Here is a 17,571-nt window from a genome sequence, read left to right as displayed (position 1 = left end):
CCGGTAAACGTCCGTCCGCCACGCCGACGCCGGCGAGAGGATCCTGTCGCGCGTCACTCACCCATGACAGTCCGACGTACCGCACGCACCATGGGCGGACCCCGGACGCGGTACGTCGAGCGTCGGGTTGCGGTCGAAGAAGCCGAACGGCTTGAGGGTGAAACCCGTGTGGTCGACCGGCATGACCGGCCAGTCCTCGGGGCGCGGGGCGTGGGTGAGGCCGAAGGTGTGCCACAGCGTGAGGGGTTGGCCGTCGAGGTCGCGGTCCGCGGCGGCATAGGCGGGCAGGCCCGCGCCACCGGGGTGCTGGTTGACGAAGTCGCCTGCCGGGTAGCGCTCGGCGGCGTCGGAGCGGGTCACCCAGAGGTGCCTCGTGGCGAAGGCGGCGCGCGCGGCGACCGAGGACGCCGGGTCGGCGAGCAGCGTCGGCTTCCCCTCCGGGAACAGGGCGTAACCGACGGGCCTGCCGAGGTGGTTGAGGGACTCCGGGTTGGTGATGTGCCACGTGCGGTCGGCGGCCGGGTCCGCGTCGCGCTGGGCCGCGCGCTCGGTGAGCAGCGGGGTGCGGCGCAGCGTGAAGGCGTTGCCGCGCGGGTTGTCGGGGCCGACCGGGACGCGGACGGCGTCGACCTCCTCGACGCGGTTGGTGACTCCGTCGACGGCCATGTCGAGACGTGCGCAGAACAGGTGTTGGTGGAAGGGGGCGCCGAGCCCCGGCGCGATCTCGGCCCGGAACCGGTCGTCGCCCTCGTACGCGGCGGTGAAGACGACCCCGGTCGCCTTGGCCTCGAAGGCGATGGTGCCATCGAGGTACAGGTACCAGTAGAAGCCGTAGTCGTAATTGCCGATCGTGGTGAAGAAGGAGAGCACCATGCGGCGTTGGCGCCGGGTCTCGGCGGAGCCCGCCCACAGGTCGGTGTGTTTCCAGAGGATCCCGGCGTCCTCCTCGTGCAGGCAGATCGCGTTGCGCAGGGTCTGCGGTGCGCCCTGTTCGTCGGCGATCACGGCGTCGAGGTAGGTGATGTCGCCGACGCAGTCGCAGCCCAGCTCAAGGGAGTTGGCGCAGCGGCCGATCAGATACTCGCCGGTGTCGAAGTAGTTCTGCCAGGAGCGGACCGGGGACGGGTCGGCGTAGGGCACGACCATTTCCGCGATGGAGGCGCGGTGGATGATCGGGCGGGTGCGGCCGGTGTCGCGGTCGGCGAAGGCGATGCGGTGCAGGACGAGGCCCTCGCGGACGTCGAAGCCGATGTCGAGCGACCAGTTCTCCCACGTCAGGCGGTGGCCGTCGAGGGCGAAGCTCGGGCCGTCGGGCTGGGTGATCTCGATGGGGCGCTGGGTGGTGCGCGGCGGCCCCGTGACCTCGGGGTCGTCGAAGTTGCCGGAGCCGGTGGGGACCGGGACGGGGCCGAGGTCGATGACCCGGTCGACGGTGCGGCTGGTGACATCGACGTAGCCGACGAGCCCGTCGACCGGGTGCGCCCAGGCGTGGTCCGCCTCGTGGTCCTGCACGAAGGCGAGGCCGCGCAGGATGCGCCGCCCGGTCTCCTGCGGATACTCGTCGGCGTACACACCGGCGGACAGGGGTGCGACCCGCACCTTCCGCACGTCGAGGCCCCGGCGCTCCAGGGCGGCGAGCCACCGCTCGTCCTTGGCGAGCACCTCCTCGACGGCGCCGAACTCTTCTTCCAGTACGGGGAGTTGTCCGTCCTTCGCCGGGTCGAGCTGCCGGTCGGACACCACACGCCCGTCCGTCAGGGACACCACGACGTCGCGGGCGGGCGCTCCGGCGGTGTCCTGGAGCAGGACCCGCACCCGGCGCCATTCCGCGTCCGCTGTCCCGCCATTGAACAGCGCTTCCTTCGCGGGTTCTTCGAGCCCCAGATAGGCGAAGCGGGTGGTGTCGGCGAGCAGGTCCGCGGCGCTCAGGATGTTCCGGGCCGCCCGGATCTCCCCGGCGGTCACCGGTGCGAGCGGATCGTGATCGTGCAGGTCACTCATGAGTCGCTCCCGAAGCTTTGCCCTACGTCCGTGTCCTGGCGAACGTAGGCCGGTCGAATCGCGCCGGTGCGGCAGCGCGTGCACGCGTAGGCGCCATTGCGTGCACCCAGTGGTGTCCCGCGCCCGGCGCGAAGGGTCAGGGTCGCAGCATGCCGTCCCTGCCGGGAACGGTCCACCGAGCGACCTACGGAGTACGCACATGGACCATCGCCATGACCACCTCTACATCGGCGGAGCGTGGGTGCGCCCCAGCACCGGGCGGCGCCTCGCGCCCGTCGACCCGAGCACGGAGCTGCCGCTCGGGTCCGTCCCCGAGGCGGTGGAGGCGGATGTCGACGCGGCGGTGCGCGCCGCCCGTGACACCTTCGACTCCCCTGGTGGCTGGGCGAGTTGGGAGCCTGCGCGGCGCGCCGAGGTGATGGAGCGGTTCGCCGCGGAGCTGGACGCGCGGGCGCAGGACATCGCGACGCTGGTCAGCGCGCAGAACGGGATGCCCGTGAGCATCGCCCGGCAGCTGGAGGTCGGCTATCCCGGCGCGGTGCTGCGCTACTACGCGGGTCTGGCACGCGAGACCGCGTTCAGCGAGGTGCGCACCGGACTGCTCGGCGGCTCGGTGGAGGTGCGGCGGCTGCCGATGGGCGTCGTGGCCGCGATCGTGCCGTGGAACTATCCGCAGGTCCTGTCCATGTTCAAGATCGCGCCCGCGATGGCGGCGGGCTGCACGGTGGTGCTCAAGCCGTCCCCGGAGACGGTGCTCGATTCGTACCTGGTCGCCGAGGCCGCGCAAGCGGCCGGGGTGCCGGCGGGGGTGCTGAACTTCGTACCGGGCGGGCGCGCGGCGGGCGCCCATCTGGTGGCGCATCCGGGCGTGGACAAGGTCGCGTTCACCGGGTCGACGGCCGCGGGCCGCGCCATCGGCGAGACCTGTGGGCGTCTACTGCGGCCCGTGACACTGGAGTTGGGCGGCAAGTCGGCCGGTATCGTCCTCGACGACGCCGTGCTCGACCCGGCGGTCATCGGCCAGGACCTCGTCGCGGCCACGCTCACCAACAACGGCCAGACCTGCTTCCTCAGCACCCGCATCCTCGCCCCGCGCGGCCGCTACGCGGAGGTCGTCGACCTCGTCACCGACCTGGCCGGCTCCCTGCCCGTCGGCAACGCCCTGGACGCGAAGACCCTCGTCGGCCCGCTGGTCAGCGAGGCGCAGCGCGACCGGGTCGAGGGGTACGTGGCCAAGGGCGTCGCCGAGGGCGCCCGGCTCACCACGGGCGGCCGCCGCCCGGCCGGAATCGACCGCGGCTGGTTCCTGGAGCCGACCGTCCTCGCCGACGTCGACAACTCCTGGACCGTCGCCCGCGAGGAGATCTTCGGCCCGGTCCTGTGCGTCATCCCCTACGAGGACGAGGAGGACGCCGTCCGCATCGCCAACGACTCCGACTTCGGGCTCGGCGGCACCGTATGGACCGCCGACCCGGAGCGCGGCGCGGCCGTCGCCCGCCGCGTGCACACGGGCACGATCGGCGTGAACGGCTATCTGCCGGACCCCGTCGCCCCGTTCGGCGGCGCGAAGGCGAGCGGCCTGGGCAGCGAACTGGGGCCCGAGGGGCTCGCGGCGTATCTGCGGTACCAGAGCGTGTACGGGGTCGGCGCACGCTGACGCCGGGAACCCACGCGGCCGCGGTCGCTCACGGGTGCGGCGCCTCGGTCGCCGTCGCCACCCGCACGGCCGTGCCGCGCGCCCACGTGCTGGAGGCGATCACGGCGAAGACGGCGACACCCGCACCGAGCGCCAGGACGAGCCACCACACTCCGTGTGCGGCGCCGGTGAACTCCGCGCCGCCGCCCGCGAGATGCGGGCCCATCACCGCGCCCGAGACGGCGACACCCAGGGTGGTTCCTGCCTGCCGTCCGGTGGAGGCCAGCGCCCCGGCCAGGCCGGCCATCGAGCGCGGCATGCCGGAGATCGCCGAGTTGCTGATGGGCGGGTTGACCGCGCCGACGAAGACACCGAACAACAGGTAGACCGCGAGGACCGCGGCGAGCGGGGTGTCCGGGCCGAGCCCCAGCGACAGGCCGCCGCCGAGGGCCAGGGCACCTCCGGCGATCACCAACGGGAGCCGGGGGCCGCGCGCACCGACCATGCGCCCGATGCGCCGTGACACCAGGAGCACCGGCACTCCGACCGGGAGCAGGCAGAGACCGGCCGTGACCGGCGGCAGACCGCGTACGTCCTGCAGGTACTGGGTGGTGACGAACAGGAACGCGCCGAACCCGCACAGCGCCAGGAGCGCCGTCACGATCGCCGAGCTGAACGGCACGCTGCGGAACAGGCGCAGCTCCAACAACGGGTCGCTGCGCCGCAGTTCGTATCCGATGAGGCCCGCCGTGCCGAACGCGGCGAGCGCGAGAAGCCCGAGGATGGGCCAAGAGGTCCAGCCGAGCGCCCCGGACTCGATGATCGCGTAGACGACGCTGCCCAGGACCACCACGATCAGCACCTGTCCGACGGGGTCGAACCGGCGGGCGCGGCCGGCGCGGGACTCGGGCACGTACAGCGCGGAGCACACGATCGCCACCGCCACGATCGGGACGTTGACCCAGAAGACGGACCGCCAGCCGAACGTGTCGACCAGGCCGCCGCCGACGATCGGGCCGAGCGCGAGAGCGAGGCCCGACATCGAGGTGAACACGCCGATGGCGCGGGCCCGTTCGGCGGCGCCGGTGTAGGTGTTCGCGACGATCGCCATGGCCACCGGGTTGAGCATCGTGCCACCGACGGCCTGCACGGCACGCGCGGCGATGAGCCAGCCGATGCCCGGCGCGAGGCCGCACAGCAGCGAGCCGAGGCCGAAGGCGGCCAGGCCGCACTGGAAGATCCTTCGGCGGCCGAACCGGTCGGCGGTGGATCCGGCCAGGACGAGGAACGCGGCCAGCACCAGGGTGTAGGCGTCGACCGTCCACTGCAGGCCGGACTCGGAGGCGCCCAGGTCGCGGCGCATCGCGGGAAGCGCGACGTTGACGATGGAGATGTCCATCACGACGACCACGATGCTGAGGCAACAGATCGCCAGGACAAGGGACTTGCGGCGCGGGCCCGGGTCGCCGACCGCCGCCGTGGGAGAGCGCAAGGAGGAACTCATGACCGCGACGCTAGAATTGAGAGCGTGCTCGAAATCAAGCCCGAATCCACGTCCCGAGCCATCCCCGCAGCAGGCGTGAGCATCGCCGAGGCGGCCCGCCGCACCGGGGTCAGCGTGCACACCTTGCGCTATTACGAGCGCGCGGGCCTGGTCGTCAGCCCCGTCGACCGCACCAGTACCAATCGCCGCCGGTACCGGGAGCTCGACCTCAAGTGGATCGTCGTCTGCACCAAACTGCGCGCCACCGGCATGCCCATCCGCGGCATCCGCGTCTACGCCGAACTGGTCGCCGCCGGTCCTGGCAACGAGGCGGAGCGGCTGGCGCTGCTCGAGGCCCATCGCGCCGAGGTGCTGGCCAAGTTGGCGGAGACCCGGGAGAACCTGAAGATGATCGACCACAAGATCGACGTCTACCGGGACAGCATGGCCGCGGGCGAGGCCGACCGGTTGTGGGCCCCGGTCGACCCCCGGCTGCCGTGATCACCGCATGAACAGACCCCCGTTGGCGTCCCAGCACGCGCCCGTCACCGTGTCGGCGTGCTCGGCGGAGAGCAGGACGACCATGTCGGCGATGAACTGCGGGCGGCCGAGGCGGCCCACCGGGATCACCGTCTCCATCTGCGCGAGCTTGTCCGGGTCCACGGTGCGGCGCACCACCGGCAGGTCCTGCGGGCCCGGCGAGACGGCGTTGACGGTGACGCCGCGCGGACCGAGGTCGCGGGCGAAGACCTTGGTGAGCGTGGCGACGCCGCCCTTGGCCGCCGCGTAGTGGGCGCCGGTCGCCGTGCCGCCGTTCTGGCCCGCGAGCGAACCGAGGTTGACGATGCGTCCGTAGCCGCGCTCGGCGAAGTACGAACCGAAGACCTGGCAGCCGAAGAAGGTGCCGTGCATGTTGGTCTCCACGACTGCGGCGAAGCTCTCCGGGGTGATGTCCATGAGCGACTCGACCTTGGAGTGCCCGGCGTTGTTCACGAGGACGTGCACCGCGCCCCACCGTTCGACGAGCCGGTCGCGGGCGCGGGCGAAGGCCTCCTTGTCGCGGACGTCGAGGGCGAGGCCGACGGTGTTCTCGCCGGTCGGGTCGAGCTCGGCCGCGGCCTTGGCGGCGGCCTCCTCGTCGAGGTCGGCCAGGGCGACCCGGTACCCGTGGTCGTAGAAGCGCGCGGCGATGCAGCCGCCGAGGCCGCCGGCCGCCCCGGTGACCAGGACCACGCGGTGCGTGTCGTCCTCCCAGCGCTCCCCCACACCCTCCGGGCTCACTTCGTCACGTCCGGCAGCGGACGGCCGACGCGGGCCTCGATCTTCATGTACCGCCACAGGCCGTACTCGCCGACCTGCACGGTGCGGAAGAGGTTGCAGGCCGCGGCGACCGTCGGCTGGTCCACGACGTCGGCGAGGACATAGCTGGTCCAGGGCCAGGATCCGGAGGGGCCGACCATGTGCTGGTCGTCGTCGATGGTGCCGATGACGTTGACGCCCGGCAGCTCGTGCAGCTGGCGCAGCATGCTGGTGAAGCCGTCCCAGACCGCCTTGCCCTGCCCGGTCGGCAGGTCGAAGAAGTTCTGGTTGACGCCGATGCAGAACAGCACACGCAGGGGTGCCTGGGGGGAAGTGGACATGGTGGGGTCGCCTTTCGTGAGCAGGGTTTCGTGAACAGGGTTCGGAACTGGGCGGGTCGGATTCGCAGATCGCCGGGTCGGGTTCAGAGGTAACCGGTTCGGGTTCAGAGGTAGCCGGGGAACGGGTCGACGCCCATGAGCACCGCCCCCGCCCCGTCGTACAGGCCCTCCTGAAGGAACGCGTGCTGCGGCACCACGGAGGCGTCCCGCAGATAGCGCTGCATCGGGCTGCCGTCCGCAATGGCCCGGATGCCCGCGAGCTGGTAGGCGGTGCGGGCGACGTCGAAGGAGTCCTGCGCGAGGGCCGTGGAGGCGAGCCGCAGCAGGCTGGCCTGGTGCGCGGTGGCCGGATCGCCGCTCAGCACGGTCTCCCACACCTCCTCGGTGATCTCGTAGAAGAAGGCGCGGGCCGAGCGCAGCCGGGCCTCCGCCCGGCCCACCGCGATCCGGTACGCGGCCCGGTCGGCGGCGACAGGACCTCCGGTGTAACTGGCGCGCCCGCCCTCGGTGATGACCTGGTCGAGCGCGGCACGCGCCACGCCGAGGCCGACGACGGCGAGGACCTGCGCCGCGTACGGCACGGCCGGGTAGCGGTAGAGCGGTTCGTCGACGGTCGGTTCGCCGCCGCGGACGAAGGTCCACTCCTCGGGGACGACGACGCCGTCGACGGCGAGGTCGTGGCTGCCGGTGCCGCGCATCCCGATGACGTCCCAGTTCTCGACGATCTCGACGTCCTCGGGGCGCAGCACCGCGGTGCGCGGCCGGCCCGCCCGGTCCTCGCCGACCTTGATGCCGACGCCGAGGACGTCGGCGCCCTTGCAGCCGCTCGCGAACTTCCAGCGGCCCGAGATCCGGTAGCCGCCGTCGACCGGTTCGGCGGGCTGGACGGGGAAGAGGCCGCCGGCGAAGGCGACGTCGGGCCCGTCCGCGTACAGCTTCTTCTGGGTCTCCAGCGGCAGCGCCGCGAGATAGATCAGGGAGGAGCCGAAACTCGCGACCCAGCCGGCCGATCCGTCGACCCGCGATATCCGCTCGATCAGGCGCAGGAATTCGGCCGGTGGCAGCGGTTCGCCGCCGAAACGGCGGGGCGCGCTGGCGCGGTAGAGGCCCGCCTTCTTGAATTCGGCGATCATGTCGCGCGGTACGTGGCGCCCCGCCTCGAATTCCGCCCTGCGCTCGGCCACCAGGTCCAGCACGTTGTCCAATGTCTGCGTCATGCGTCATTCCCCTGCCTGACCGGCGAGTTGATCGCTCGAACTCGTTTCACGGACAAAACTAGGTGCGGCCTTCTGCGCCAACAATTGGGAATCAGTAGGGACGTGTAGGGGATTTCCCTGATCGTTTACGAGCCGGAGCCCCCGGCATCCCCGGAGCCCGCGGCGCCCGCGGCTCCCCTCAGCGGCAGCCGGAACCGGAAGACGGTGCCGCGCGGGGAGTTGGGGAACGCCTCGATCTCGCCGCCGTGGCGGGTGATGATGCGATGGCTCAGCGCGAGGCCGATGCCGTGGCCGTTGCCCTTCGAAGTGAACACGCCGTCGAAGATCCGTCCGTCCGACGATGCCGGCAGTCCGCCGCCGGTGTCGCGCACCTCGACCTCCGCGCAGTCGGCGTCCCTGCGAGTGGCGATGGTGACCTGCCCCGGTTCGTCGGGCCAACGGGCCATCTCCTCAAGGGCGTTGAACGCGAGGTTCATGACGACCTGCCCGATGAGCACCTTCTCGCAGCTGACGGGCAGGTCCGCCGCCGTGCGTTCCCAGCGCACGGCGATCTGGTGCGCCCTGGCCCGTACGTCGACGAAGTACGCGCAGTCGGCGACGATGTCGTTCACGTCGGCGGATTGTTTCGCGTCCTCAAGGCGCACCACGTAGGCGCGCAGGCTCGACAGGATCGTGGTGGCCCGCTCCAGTTGGCGGGTGGCGTGGTCGAGGCCCCAGCGCAGCGAGCCGGGCTCCGGGGTGTCGTCGATGCGGCCGAGGGCGCCGGCGACGAAGTTGTGGGCGGCCGCGATGGGCTGGCTGACCTCGTGGGCGATGGCCATCGCCATGTCGCCCATGGCGTTGTAGCGGGCCAGGTGGTTGAGGTACTGGGCGTCGCGCCGGTGTTCCTCCTCGGTGTGCACCGTGTCGGTGATGTCGTGGAAGAGGAGCAGCAGGCCCCGCAGGTCGTTCTCGATGTCGATGTACTGGCAGCGCGCCGCGAACCAGCGGTCGGGGCCGCCGCCCGCGCCGTCGGGGACCGAGAGCCGGTAGCGGGTGTCGGTGGGGCGGCCGCCGCGTGAGGTGTCCTTCAGTACGTCGCGCAGGACGGCGCTCGAATCGGCCGCGAGGAATTCGGTGAAGTCGGTGCCGAGCATGGCGTCGGGGTCCCGGTCGAGCAGGATGCCCGCGGATTCGCCCGCGAAGACGATCCGGCCGTCGTCGTCGAGCACGACGATGCCCTCGTCGAGGTTGCGCAGGAACGCCTGCAACCTGGCCTCGGTGCGGGTGAGGTCGCGGCGGGTGGCCTTCTCCTCCGCGATGTCGCGGAACTGCACCATGACGACGGGTCCGACCGACAGTTCCACGCGCTTGGCGAGCGCCTCGCTGAGGATGTCGGTGCCTGTCTTAGACCGGTAGCACCACTCGATGCGGCTGCGGCCCTCGTCGGCGGCCCGCTGGAGCCAGGCGACGCCGATGTGCCGCGCGTACTGCGCCGCGTTGGAGCTCATGTCGGGGGCCTTGAGCGGCTTGAGCTCGTCGAGGGTGAAGCCGAGCGCGGTGCGCGCGGCGGGGTTGGCCCACAGGATGTCCTTGGTGCGGGCGTCGTGCACCAGGACGCAGTGGTCGACGGCCTCGAAGAGTCGGGCCAGGTCGGGGCAGACGAGGTCGGCGGTGGCGGGCATCGGGCGTCACACCTCCTCGGGGCGCAGGCCGCAGCGCATCATGTCGCCGATGAGCGCGCCGAGGGTGTCGGCGTCCGTCTTCTCGCGGATGCGCGCCCGGTGGGCGTCGACCGTCTTCAGGCTGATGCCGAGCTGCCGCGCGATCACCTTGCTGGGGATGCCCTCGACGACCTGGCGCAGGATCTCGCGTTCGCGCGGGCTGAGGTGGGTGATCCGCTCGCGCAGGGAGCGCTGCTCGGTTCGGCGCGCGTAGCGTTCGCCCGCCTCCCGCAGGGCGTTCTGCAGGATGTCGAGCAGTCGCTGGGGATCGTAGGGCTTCTCCAGGAAGTCGACGGCCCCGGCCTGCAGGGCGCGCACCGACATGGGGATGTCGCCGTGCGCGGACACGAAGACGATGGGCAGCGCCGCGCCCTGGGCGTTGAGGAGTTCCTGTACGTGGAATCCGCCGATGCCCGGCATGCGTACGTCGAGGACGAGGCAGGCCGGGCGGTCCGGGTCGAAGGCGTCGAGGAAGGCGTCGGCGTCGGTGAACCACTCCGTCCTGATGTGCACGGACTCCAGCAACCAGGCCAGGGAGAGGCACAGTTGCTCGTCGTCGTCGAGCACGTAGACGAGGTCGGCCGCCGGTTCACCTGTCATGATTCCTCGCTTCCTTCGTGCGTACGTGCCTCCACCCCATCACCCGGTCGCAGGCGGCCGAGGACCACTCCCCCGGCGAACACCGCGACCACGGTCAGTTCCAGGATCAGCGCCGTGGTGCCGGACGCGGACACCAGGGTGGTGAAGTTGCGCAGCGCCAGTACGGTCGCGCCGCACAGCAGGGCGATCGCGAGCAGTGGGGCGAGCATGGTGTGCCAGATCCTCCCATCGAGCCGCGTCCTGCGGAAGAACACGATCACGGACACCGAGGTGAGCAGGTACAGCAGCATCAGGGCGAGCACGCTGACGCCGCCGCCCCAGGTCAGCAGCGTGAGCACCGGATCGGCCCCGGCGAGGGCGAACGGCACGACGAGGACGGCGGCGAGCACCGTCTGGGCCAGGCTCGCCGCGTAGGGCGCCCCGTGCCGGTTGGTGCGGGCGAGCCCGCGGGGCAGCACCCCGGCCTGGCCGAGCGAGTGGAAGTAGCGGTTGATCCCGTTGTGGAAGGCGACGACGCCCGCGAGCAGCGAACTGGCCAGCAGGATCTGCGTGACATCACCGGCCCAGCCGCCGAGGGTGTGCGTGAGGGGTGTGAGGACGACGGACGTGGCATCGCCCTCGCGCAGTGCGTCGAGCGCCGCCCCCTGCACCCGGTCGGCGCCGTAGTAGCTCACGATCATCCAGGAGACGAGGGCGAAGAACAGCGAGATCACCGCGACCGACACATAGGTGGCCCGGGGCACCGTGCGCGCGGGGTCCCGTGCCTCCTTCGCGTACAGGGCGGTCGACTCGAACCCGAGGAGACAGCCGATCGCGAAGGTCAGCGCCACGCCGGGCGCGCCGGTGAAGAAGGCGGACGGGGCGAACGACCCGGCGATGTCGAGGCCGTGCGGGCCGCCGCCGCTGAGGAGTTGATGGCCCGCGAACAGCAGCAGCACCGAGGTCTCGGCGACGACGAGCACGGCGAGCAGACGCGCCCCGAGCTCGATGTTCAGGGAGCCGAGCGCCTGCACGAGGAGCATCGTGGCGAGCGTCCACGCCCACCACGGCAGATCGAGCGAGAGGTAGCGCTGCCCGAGTCCCTGTGCCACCACGCCGTACAGGCCGTAGAGCGCGGCCTGTGTCGCGCTGTAGCAGAGGATCGCCGCCTGCGAGGCGCCGACGCCGAGCGGCCGGCCGAGGCCGCGCGTCACGTACGCGTAGAAGGCGCCGGCGTCGGTCACGTGCCGGCTCATCGCGATGAACCCGACGGCGAACAGGCCGACCATGACGCCGACCACGAGATAGACGGCGGGCGCGGCGCCGCCGTTGCCGAGGCCGAGCGGGATGGGCAGGGTGCCCGCGACGCCGGTGAGGGGCGCCTGCGCGGACAGCACGAAGAACACCATGCCGGTCACGCCCACGGCGCCCTTACGCAGCCGGGTGCGCGGCTGCTGTCCTGCATCCGGTCCTGCGGACTGCACGGTCACGAGGTCTCCTTGCGGCCGGAGTTCGGTGGGGTCGGGTCGTACTGTGCGCGCGGCGGGCGACCCCGGAGTGCGGGTACGTGCATCCGTTACCGCCTTTGCATGCACGCAAGTGCGGACTACGTTGATCCAAAGTCCTCCGGCAGGTGGAGCGCAGCATGCCTTCGTACGTGACGACCGAGTACATGACCACGGGGTACGTGACCACGGGGTACGTGACCACCGACGGCGTCGCCCGGGACGACCGCTTCGACCACTGGGCGCAGGAGATGTCGCACGTGTTCGGCGGGCTCGACACGCGGCCGGTCGCGGCGGGCGCCTTTCACGGCTCGGCCACCTGCGACGCACTGGGTCAGCTTCTGCTCGGCTCCATCAGCGCGGGGCCGCTGCGGGTGCGGCGCACCGAGCGGCTGACGGCGCGGAGCGAGGACGACCACTACAAGGTGGCCCTCCAGGTCGCGGGCACATGTGTCGTCGAACAGGACGGCGCGCAGGGGTCGTTGGGCCCCGGAGACCTCGCGATCTGCGACACCACGCGCCCGTACGCGTTCCGCTACGACACCGCCTTCCGCACCGTGCTGATGCTGGTGCCGCGGGCGATGCTGCCGGTGCGGCCCGAGGCGGTGCGCGGCCTCACGGCGCGCCGGCTGACCGGGGAGAGCGGGGTGGCGGCCGTGGTGGGTCCCTTCCTGCGCTCGCTCGGCGAGCAGGCCAGGACCTGCGCGGGGCCCGCGGCGGCGGGTCTCGCGGACGGGGCGGCGTCCCTGATGACGGCGCTGGTGTCGGAGCGCCTCGACCGTGCGGCGCCCGCGGAGCCGGGGCACGCGATGATGCTGCGGATCCGCGCGCACATCGACAGCCGACTCCCGGACCCCGGCCTCACGCCGGACTCGATCGCCGAGGCGCACGGGATCTCCCGCCGCTATCTGTTCAAGCTGTTCGCCGCCGAGGACCAGACGGTCGCGGGCTGGATCCGGACGCGCCGCCTGGAGCGGTGTGCGCGGGACCTGGCGAGTCCGGCGGCGGTCCGGCAGCCCATCGGCATGATCGCCGCACGTTGGGGGCTGCTGGACGGCCGCCACTTCAGCCGGGTGTTCAAGACGGCGTACGGCCGGACGCCGCGCGACTTCCGCCGCCAGGCGCTCGCGGGACAGGACCCTCACGGCCGCATCGGCGCGGAGGCCGACGGGTGACATCCGTGAGGTCGCTCCCGGCGGCGCTGCCGCGCGCCCGTCACGCGGTCAGCGACGTGGGGATCGAGTGGAACTGGCGGCGGAAGTAGACCAGCGCGCCCGACCCGTCCTCCCCGACGAGCACCCGCTCCGCCTCGATGAACATCACGGTGTGCGAACCGTGTTCGGCGGTGCCGGCGACGCGCCCGACGACCGAGGCGGCGGAGCCCTTGAGCACCGGCACATCGGCGAGCGTGTGGTCCCATACGTCGCCGCAGGCCGCGAAGCGTTCCTCGGCGGGCACGCCGCCCGCGAAGGCCTTGGCGACGTCGGCGTGGTCGGGGCCGAGGACGTTGACGCAGACCCGCCCGTTCTCCGTGAACAGGTCGTGGCTGCGGCTCGACCGGTTGATACAGACGAGCATGGTGGGTGGGTCGTCGGTGACGGAGCAGGCCGCGCTCACCGTGATGCCGGCGCGTCCGCGTGGTCCGTCCGTGGTGACGATGTTGACGCCTGCGGTGAGGTTCGCCATCGCGTCACGGAACGATCGTTGGTTCGAGGTGAGTTGGTCCGACGCTGCCCTGCGAGTCACGGGTGTCATGGCTGTCACCGTAGGGCGCGGCAGGTGGCCTGCGATATTGAGAGTTCCTTCGGTCTCCTTAAGGATTTCCCCTATGCCTTCACTCCCCGCAGGGCTCACGCTCTGCCATGACCTGACCCCGGCCGCATGGGTCCGCGCCGCGCTGCCGGACTTCGCGGCGGGCATGGTCGGCTCGCTGCTGCCGGCCGGGTACGAGCGGTACGTACGCGTGCTGCATCCGGCCGGATGCGACGAGGACGACGACACGGACGGGGACGACGGGCCGGGCGAAGGTACGCTGCCGGGCCCGCTGGCCGCCCCGTTGGCGTCGGTCCTGGAGGGGTGCACAGACACACCGGACGACTGCTACTTCGGGGTGTGGGAGGGGTGCGGCTACTTCGACGACGGCACGGTGATTGCCCTGCTCAGGAGCGGGACGAGCACCGTGTCGTGGCAGGCGCGACCGGCCGTCGACATCACGGGCGCGCCCCGCCTCGAACTCCCGCACCGCGAGTACGCCGTGTTCCGCGGCCCGGTCGCCTCGGTGACCGCCCTGGCCATGACGGTCGCGGGTGAGGTCGGTGAGGGCGCCGACGTGGCCAACGCCCTCGTACCCGACCTGTGGTGGCCCGCCGACCGCTCCTGGTTCGTGCACGGAGACACCGATCTCACGGCGACGTGGATCGCCTGCTCCGCCGCCACGGCGGAGCGGGTGCTCGGGCACCCGGACCTGGAGGCCGTCGTCATGTCCCCGGACTCACCGGTGCTCCCCTGACGACCGGGTCAGTCGGCGAGCGCACCCATCGGGTCCCAGGCCGGCAGCACGATCGGCGGCTCGTCGAGGGCGGCGGAGAGCTCCGGCGGAAGTGCGGAGCGGCGGACCGCGACCTCGAAGACGTGCTCGCCGAACCACGAGTCGTTCATGGTCCAGAAGCCCTTGTCGGCCTTCTCCTCGCCCCAGCTGTTCTCGACCCGCCAGCGGCGCGGCACGCCGTCCACCACGTCGACGCCGGTGAAGAGCATCGCGTGGGTCATCTGGGTCTCGTGGTGGAGGAGCCGGTCCGCCTTGTCGAGCTCGAACGACGCGTCGTAGACGGACTCGTAGTCGAAGAGCTCGGCGTCCCAGATGCCGAGGTCGGGGCGCATCTGCTGGGCGACGTCGCAGCCGAACCAGACGGGCTCGCCGCTCACGACGGCCTCCATGGTGAGGCGCTTCAGCAGGTCGATGTCCGCGTTGAGGTAGACCACGGGCGGGGCCTCGACGATATTGCCCAGGTGCTCGACGGTGAAGGTGCGTCCTGCCGGGCTCGACTCGCGCGGGTCGTGGACGAGGCACACGTACTCGTCGAGGGGTATCTGTACGTACGCCTCGGCGAACTCGGTCGGTGTCATCCAGCCTTCGCGGTGGAACTCCTGGTCCTTGTCCCGCCACTGCCACAGGAACGTCTGCGGCGGTGTGCCGAGGTGGATGCTGAGCACGCGGTGGACGGCGCCCAGCACCTCCGCCTTGCGTGCGCGCTGCGCGTCCACACCCTCCGCCGCCGCACCGCGCAGATCACGGGCGCCCTGGCGGAGCAGGCTCATCAGGGCCCGGTTCATCGGCCCGGTCGCCGACGAGCTCTCGGTCTCCGGCATCGCCGACTTGGGCACCAGGCCGTGCTTGGCGACCAGCGCCACGAACATGTTCCACTGCCCGCCGTCGCTGATCGGGTCGCCGAGCAGATGTGCCACCGTACGGTCGTCGACATCGCGGTCGGAGGTGTCGATGACGCTCTCGAGGAAGTGGTTCGCGCGCTCGAACTTGTCCCACCACAGCACGTAGTTCTGGGAGAACTCGAAGTCCTTCACGCCGAGCTTCTCCGCGGCGCCGACGCGCAGCAGATTGAGCCCGGCGAACATCCAACAGCGGCCGCTGCGCTTCTGGTTGGTGACCTTCCAGTCGTCCAGGTGGTGCGAGACCGAGTGGTCGATGGCGGTGACGATCCGCCGGTCCAGGGCTATGTCGTCCACCGTCGTCTGCGTCACGGCGTTCTGCATCAGCCGGTTCGCGGGACGGGCGGCGAACTCCTTCTCGTAGGACTCGAGTTGTGCCGGGGTCAGACTGCGGTCGCTGTCGGCCGGAGCGTCGGTGGAGTGAGAGGTGTGGTCATGTCCGAGCGTCACAGTGTCCGCTTCCCATTCTTGAAGCGGCCCCGTGCTCGCACGGGGCCTGGGCAGGTAAAAGGGGCAACGCGCTCTCACCGTCGCACGACCGTTCTAGCCAGTCAACGGACCGGTGTTCATGATCGTCGGTCCACCACTCACCCCTCGACGTCCTGCGGATACCACCGCAGTTCGACCGTGTTCCCGTCCGGGTCCTTGACGTACACCGACTGCGCCTGACCCCGCGCACCCCAGCGCGGCACGGGCCCCTCCAGGACGTCGAACGCCCCCGAGTCGATGACCTCCTGCCAGTCCAGGGGGTCGACGACGAGGCAGAAGTGGTCGACGTTGGACTCGACCCGCGGGGTGGCGAACAGATCGATGACCGTGCTGTCGTCGATCCGCACGGACGGGAACGGCACCTTCCCGGCCCGCCACTCCTCCACCCGCTCGGGCGCGAGCCCCAGTCGGCCGGTGTAGAACTCCAGCGACTTGTCGACGTCGGCCACGTTCAGCACCAGGTGATCGAGAGCTTTGACTCGCATGGGTAGGGTCCCCGTTCCTGTCGGTTGCGCGGTCATGAACTGCCTAGTCCAGCAGCCACGCGGCGGCAAGGGCTATTCCCCGGCGCGCCCCTTCTCCGCGATCTCCTGCGTCACCCTCAGGAATCGCTCGGCCTCCTCCAGGGTGTGGCAGTGCAGCGGGGAGACGCGGACGACGCCCCCCAGGCCCACCGCGCGCAGGATGCGCTCGGAGTAGGGGCTGCTCGCCACCCGCTCGTAGACGATGACACCGCGTTCCTCGTAGGCGCGTACGGCGTCGGCGCAGGACAGGTCGTCGAAGGTGAGGGGCACGATCAGGTCGCGCGGCAGGGTGGCGGCGCGGTCGGCGAAGTGGACGTGGACACCGGGGATCCGGCGCAGGCCGCGCTGGTGCTCCGTACCGTCCAGGAGGGTGTGGAGGAGGGCCTGTTCGTGGGCGTGGACGGCCCGCATTCCGGCGACGAGGGCGGTGCGGCGGTCGGTGCCGGGCGCGGTGTCACCGACCGTGGCGAGGTAGTCGACGATCGCCGAGAAACCGGCGTAGACGGCGGGCGCGGAGCTGCCGACGGCCCAGGTTTCGGCGCTCGCGGCGGCGAGCTTGTCGTGCGGGAGACGCGCGAGCCGCGGCGAGAGGTAGGTGAACGCGTTGCCGCGGTCGCCGAACATCTTGTACGGGGCGATGTTCACGGCGTCGACGCCCCACGCCTGTGCGTCGACGACGCCGTGCGGGGCGTACTGGACGCCGTCGGTGATCACGTACGCGTCGGGGTTCTTGGCCCGCACCGCCGCCACGACCGCCGGGATGTCGGTGACGGCCCCGGTGATGTTGGACGTGGCGATGACGGAGACCAGCGAGGTGCCTTCGTCGACGAGCGCGGCGACGGCCGCCGGGTCGATGCCTCCGGTCTCCTGGTCGGCGGGCGCGACGCGGAGTTCCTGACCGGTGCGTTCGGCGTCGCGGGTGCAGGAGTCGTAGGACGAGGGGTGCTCGATGGCCGTCGTGACGATGTTCGTGCCGGGCACGTGGTCGGTGATGACGCGGACGATCGCGAACATGCCCTGGGAGGCCGTCGCGGTGGGCAGCAGCGCCCCGTCGGGATCGCCGTTGAAGAAGGCGAACAGGTCCTGCTCGCCCTGCTGTTGGACGCGGGCGAGGTCGCGGGCGACGCGCGTGGGGCGGGAGTTGCTCTCCGGCGAGAGGGACACGTCGAGCGCGCGCTCGGCGGCGGCGCGCAGCCGCAGCGAGCCACCGGAGTTCTCGAAGAAGAGCCGGTCCGCGCCGTGCATGTCCCTTTCCAGATAGGCGAATTGGGACCGTACGTAGTCCATGGTCTTGGCGGAGAAGGGGCGCGCTTCGGGGGTGGTGCGGGGCACGGATGACTCCAAGTC

The 17,571-nt window shown here is 71.2% G+C and carries 16 protein-coding genes; 4 read left to right on the top strand and 12 right to left on the bottom strand.

Going from position 1 to position 17,571, the window contains the following annotated elements; genetic code table 11:
• Positions 1–57 precede the first annotated feature (57 nt).
• Complete coding sequence (locus tag OG746_RS20210) at positions 58–2,001, bottom strand: primary-amine oxidase (protein ID WP_266716426.1); 1,944 nt, start codon at positions 1,999–2,001, stop codon at positions 58–60.
• Positions 2,002–2,200: 199 nt separating this feature from the next.
• Here OG746_RS20210 and OG746_RS20205 point away from each other — a divergent pair, with 199 nt between their 5' ends.
• Positions 2,201–3,658, top strand: a complete 1,458-nt coding sequence (locus OG746_RS20205; RefSeq protein ID WP_266716424.1) for an aldehyde dehydrogenase — start codon at positions 2,201–2,203, stop codon at positions 3,656–3,658.
• Between the two features lie 28 nt (positions 3,659–3,686).
• Here OG746_RS20205 and OG746_RS20200 read toward each other — a convergent pair whose 3' ends face one another.
• Positions 3,687–5,141, bottom strand: a complete 1,455-nt coding sequence (locus OG746_RS20200) for a DHA2 family efflux MFS transporter permease subunit (protein WP_266716422.1) — start codon at positions 5,139–5,141, stop codon at positions 3,687–3,689.
• A 24-nt stretch (positions 5,142–5,165) separates the two neighbouring features.
• On the opposite strand from OG746_RS20200, the gene OG746_RS20195 reads away from it, so the two are divergent.
• Positions 5,166–5,621 carry a MerR family transcriptional regulator gene (locus OG746_RS20195; protein WP_266716420.1) on the top strand — a complete coding sequence of 152 codons (456 nt, stop codon included), beginning with the start codon at positions 5,166–5,168 and terminating at the stop codon, positions 5,619–5,621.
• On the opposite strand, the gene OG746_RS20190 is transcribed toward OG746_RS20195, so the two are convergent.
• The 6 genes from OG746_RS20190 to OG746_RS20165 form a co-directional block, all read right to left on the bottom strand.
• A complete protein-coding gene (locus OG746_RS20190; RefSeq protein WP_266716418.1) occupies positions 5,622–6,401 on the bottom strand; it encodes an SDR family NAD(P)-dependent oxidoreductase in 780 nt (259 codons plus the stop codon).
• Entirely contained in the window at positions 6,398–6,760 is a 363-nt protein-coding gene (locus tag OG746_RS20185) for a hypothetical protein (protein ID WP_266716416.1), read from the bottom strand. Before OG746_RS20185 ends, OG746_RS20190 begins: the two co-directional genes overlap by 4 nt.
• A gap of 104 nt (positions 6,761–6,864) precedes the next feature.
• Positions 6,865–7,977 carry an acyl-CoA dehydrogenase family protein gene (locus OG746_RS20180; protein ID WP_266716414.1) on the bottom strand — a complete coding sequence of 371 codons (1,113 nt, stop codon included), beginning with the start codon at positions 7,975–7,977 and terminating at the stop codon, positions 6,865–6,867.
• A 125-nt stretch (positions 7,978–8,102) separates the two neighbouring features.
• The gene (locus OG746_RS20175) at positions 8,103–9,641 is read right to left on the bottom strand and encodes an ATP-binding protein (RefSeq protein WP_266716412.1); all 1,539 of its coding nucleotides are present in this window, start codon (positions 9,639–9,641) and stop codon (positions 8,103–8,105) included.
• A 6-nt stretch (positions 9,642–9,647) separates the two neighbouring features.
• The gene (locus OG746_RS20170) at positions 9,648–10,280 is read right to left on the bottom strand and encodes a response regulator transcription factor (protein WP_266716410.1); all 633 of its coding nucleotides are present in this window, start codon (positions 10,278–10,280) and stop codon (positions 9,648–9,650) included.
• Positions 10,277–11,749 (bottom strand): APC family permease, encoded by a 1,473-nt coding sequence (locus tag OG746_RS20165; protein ID WP_266716408.1) that lies wholly within the window; start codon positions 11,747–11,749, stop codon positions 10,277–10,279. The genes OG746_RS20170 and OG746_RS20165 overlap by 4 nt, the downstream gene beginning before the upstream one ends.
• Before the next feature lie 155 nt (positions 11,750–11,904).
• Between OG746_RS20165 and OG746_RS20160 the strand changes: the two genes are divergently transcribed.
• Positions 11,905–12,939: an AraC-like ligand-binding domain-containing protein gene (locus tag OG746_RS20160; RefSeq protein WP_266716406.1), complete on the top strand. Its 1,035-nt coding sequence runs from the start codon at positions 11,905–11,907 to the stop codon at positions 12,937–12,939.
• A gap of 40 nt (positions 12,940–12,979) precedes the next feature.
• Here OG746_RS20160 and OG746_RS20155 read toward each other — a convergent pair whose 3' ends face one another.
• Positions 12,980–13,519, bottom strand: coding sequence for a flavin reductase (locus OG746_RS20155; RefSeq protein ID WP_266716404.1), 540 nt, complete (start codon positions 13,517–13,519; stop codon positions 12,980–12,982).
• Between the two features lie 73 nt (positions 13,520–13,592).
• Between OG746_RS20155 and OG746_RS20150 the strand changes: the two genes are divergently transcribed.
• Positions 13,593–14,273, top strand: a complete 681-nt coding sequence (locus OG746_RS20150) for a hypothetical protein (protein WP_266716403.1) — start codon at positions 13,593–13,595, stop codon at positions 14,271–14,273.
• Positions 14,274–14,281: 8 nt separating this feature from the next.
• Here OG746_RS20150 and OG746_RS20145 read toward each other — a convergent pair whose 3' ends face one another.
• From OG746_RS20145 to OG746_RS20135, 3 genes are all read right to left on the bottom strand, one after another.
• Positions 14,282–15,661, bottom strand: coding sequence for a C1 family peptidase (locus tag OG746_RS20145; RefSeq protein ID WP_266716402.1), 1,380 nt, complete (start codon positions 15,659–15,661; stop codon positions 14,282–14,284).
• A gap of 137 nt (positions 15,662–15,798) precedes the next feature.
• Positions 15,799–16,185: a VOC family protein gene (locus OG746_RS20140; protein WP_266716400.1), complete on the bottom strand. Its 387-nt coding sequence runs from the start codon at positions 16,183–16,185 to the stop codon at positions 15,799–15,801.
• A gap of 72 nt (positions 16,186–16,257) precedes the next feature.
• Positions 16,258–17,556, bottom strand: coding sequence for an aminotransferase class V-fold PLP-dependent enzyme (locus OG746_RS20135; protein ID WP_266716398.1), 1,299 nt, complete (start codon positions 17,554–17,556; stop codon positions 16,258–16,260).
• Between the last annotated feature and the right edge of the window lie 15 nt (positions 17,557–17,571).

This window comes from Streptomyces sp. NBC_01016 (assembly GCF_026341035.1).
Lineage (GTDB): Bacteria > Actinomycetota > Actinomycetes > Streptomycetales > Streptomycetaceae > Streptomyces.
Note: the sequence above shows the minus strand (reverse complement) of the source record. Positions and strands in the feature narration are given on the sequence as shown.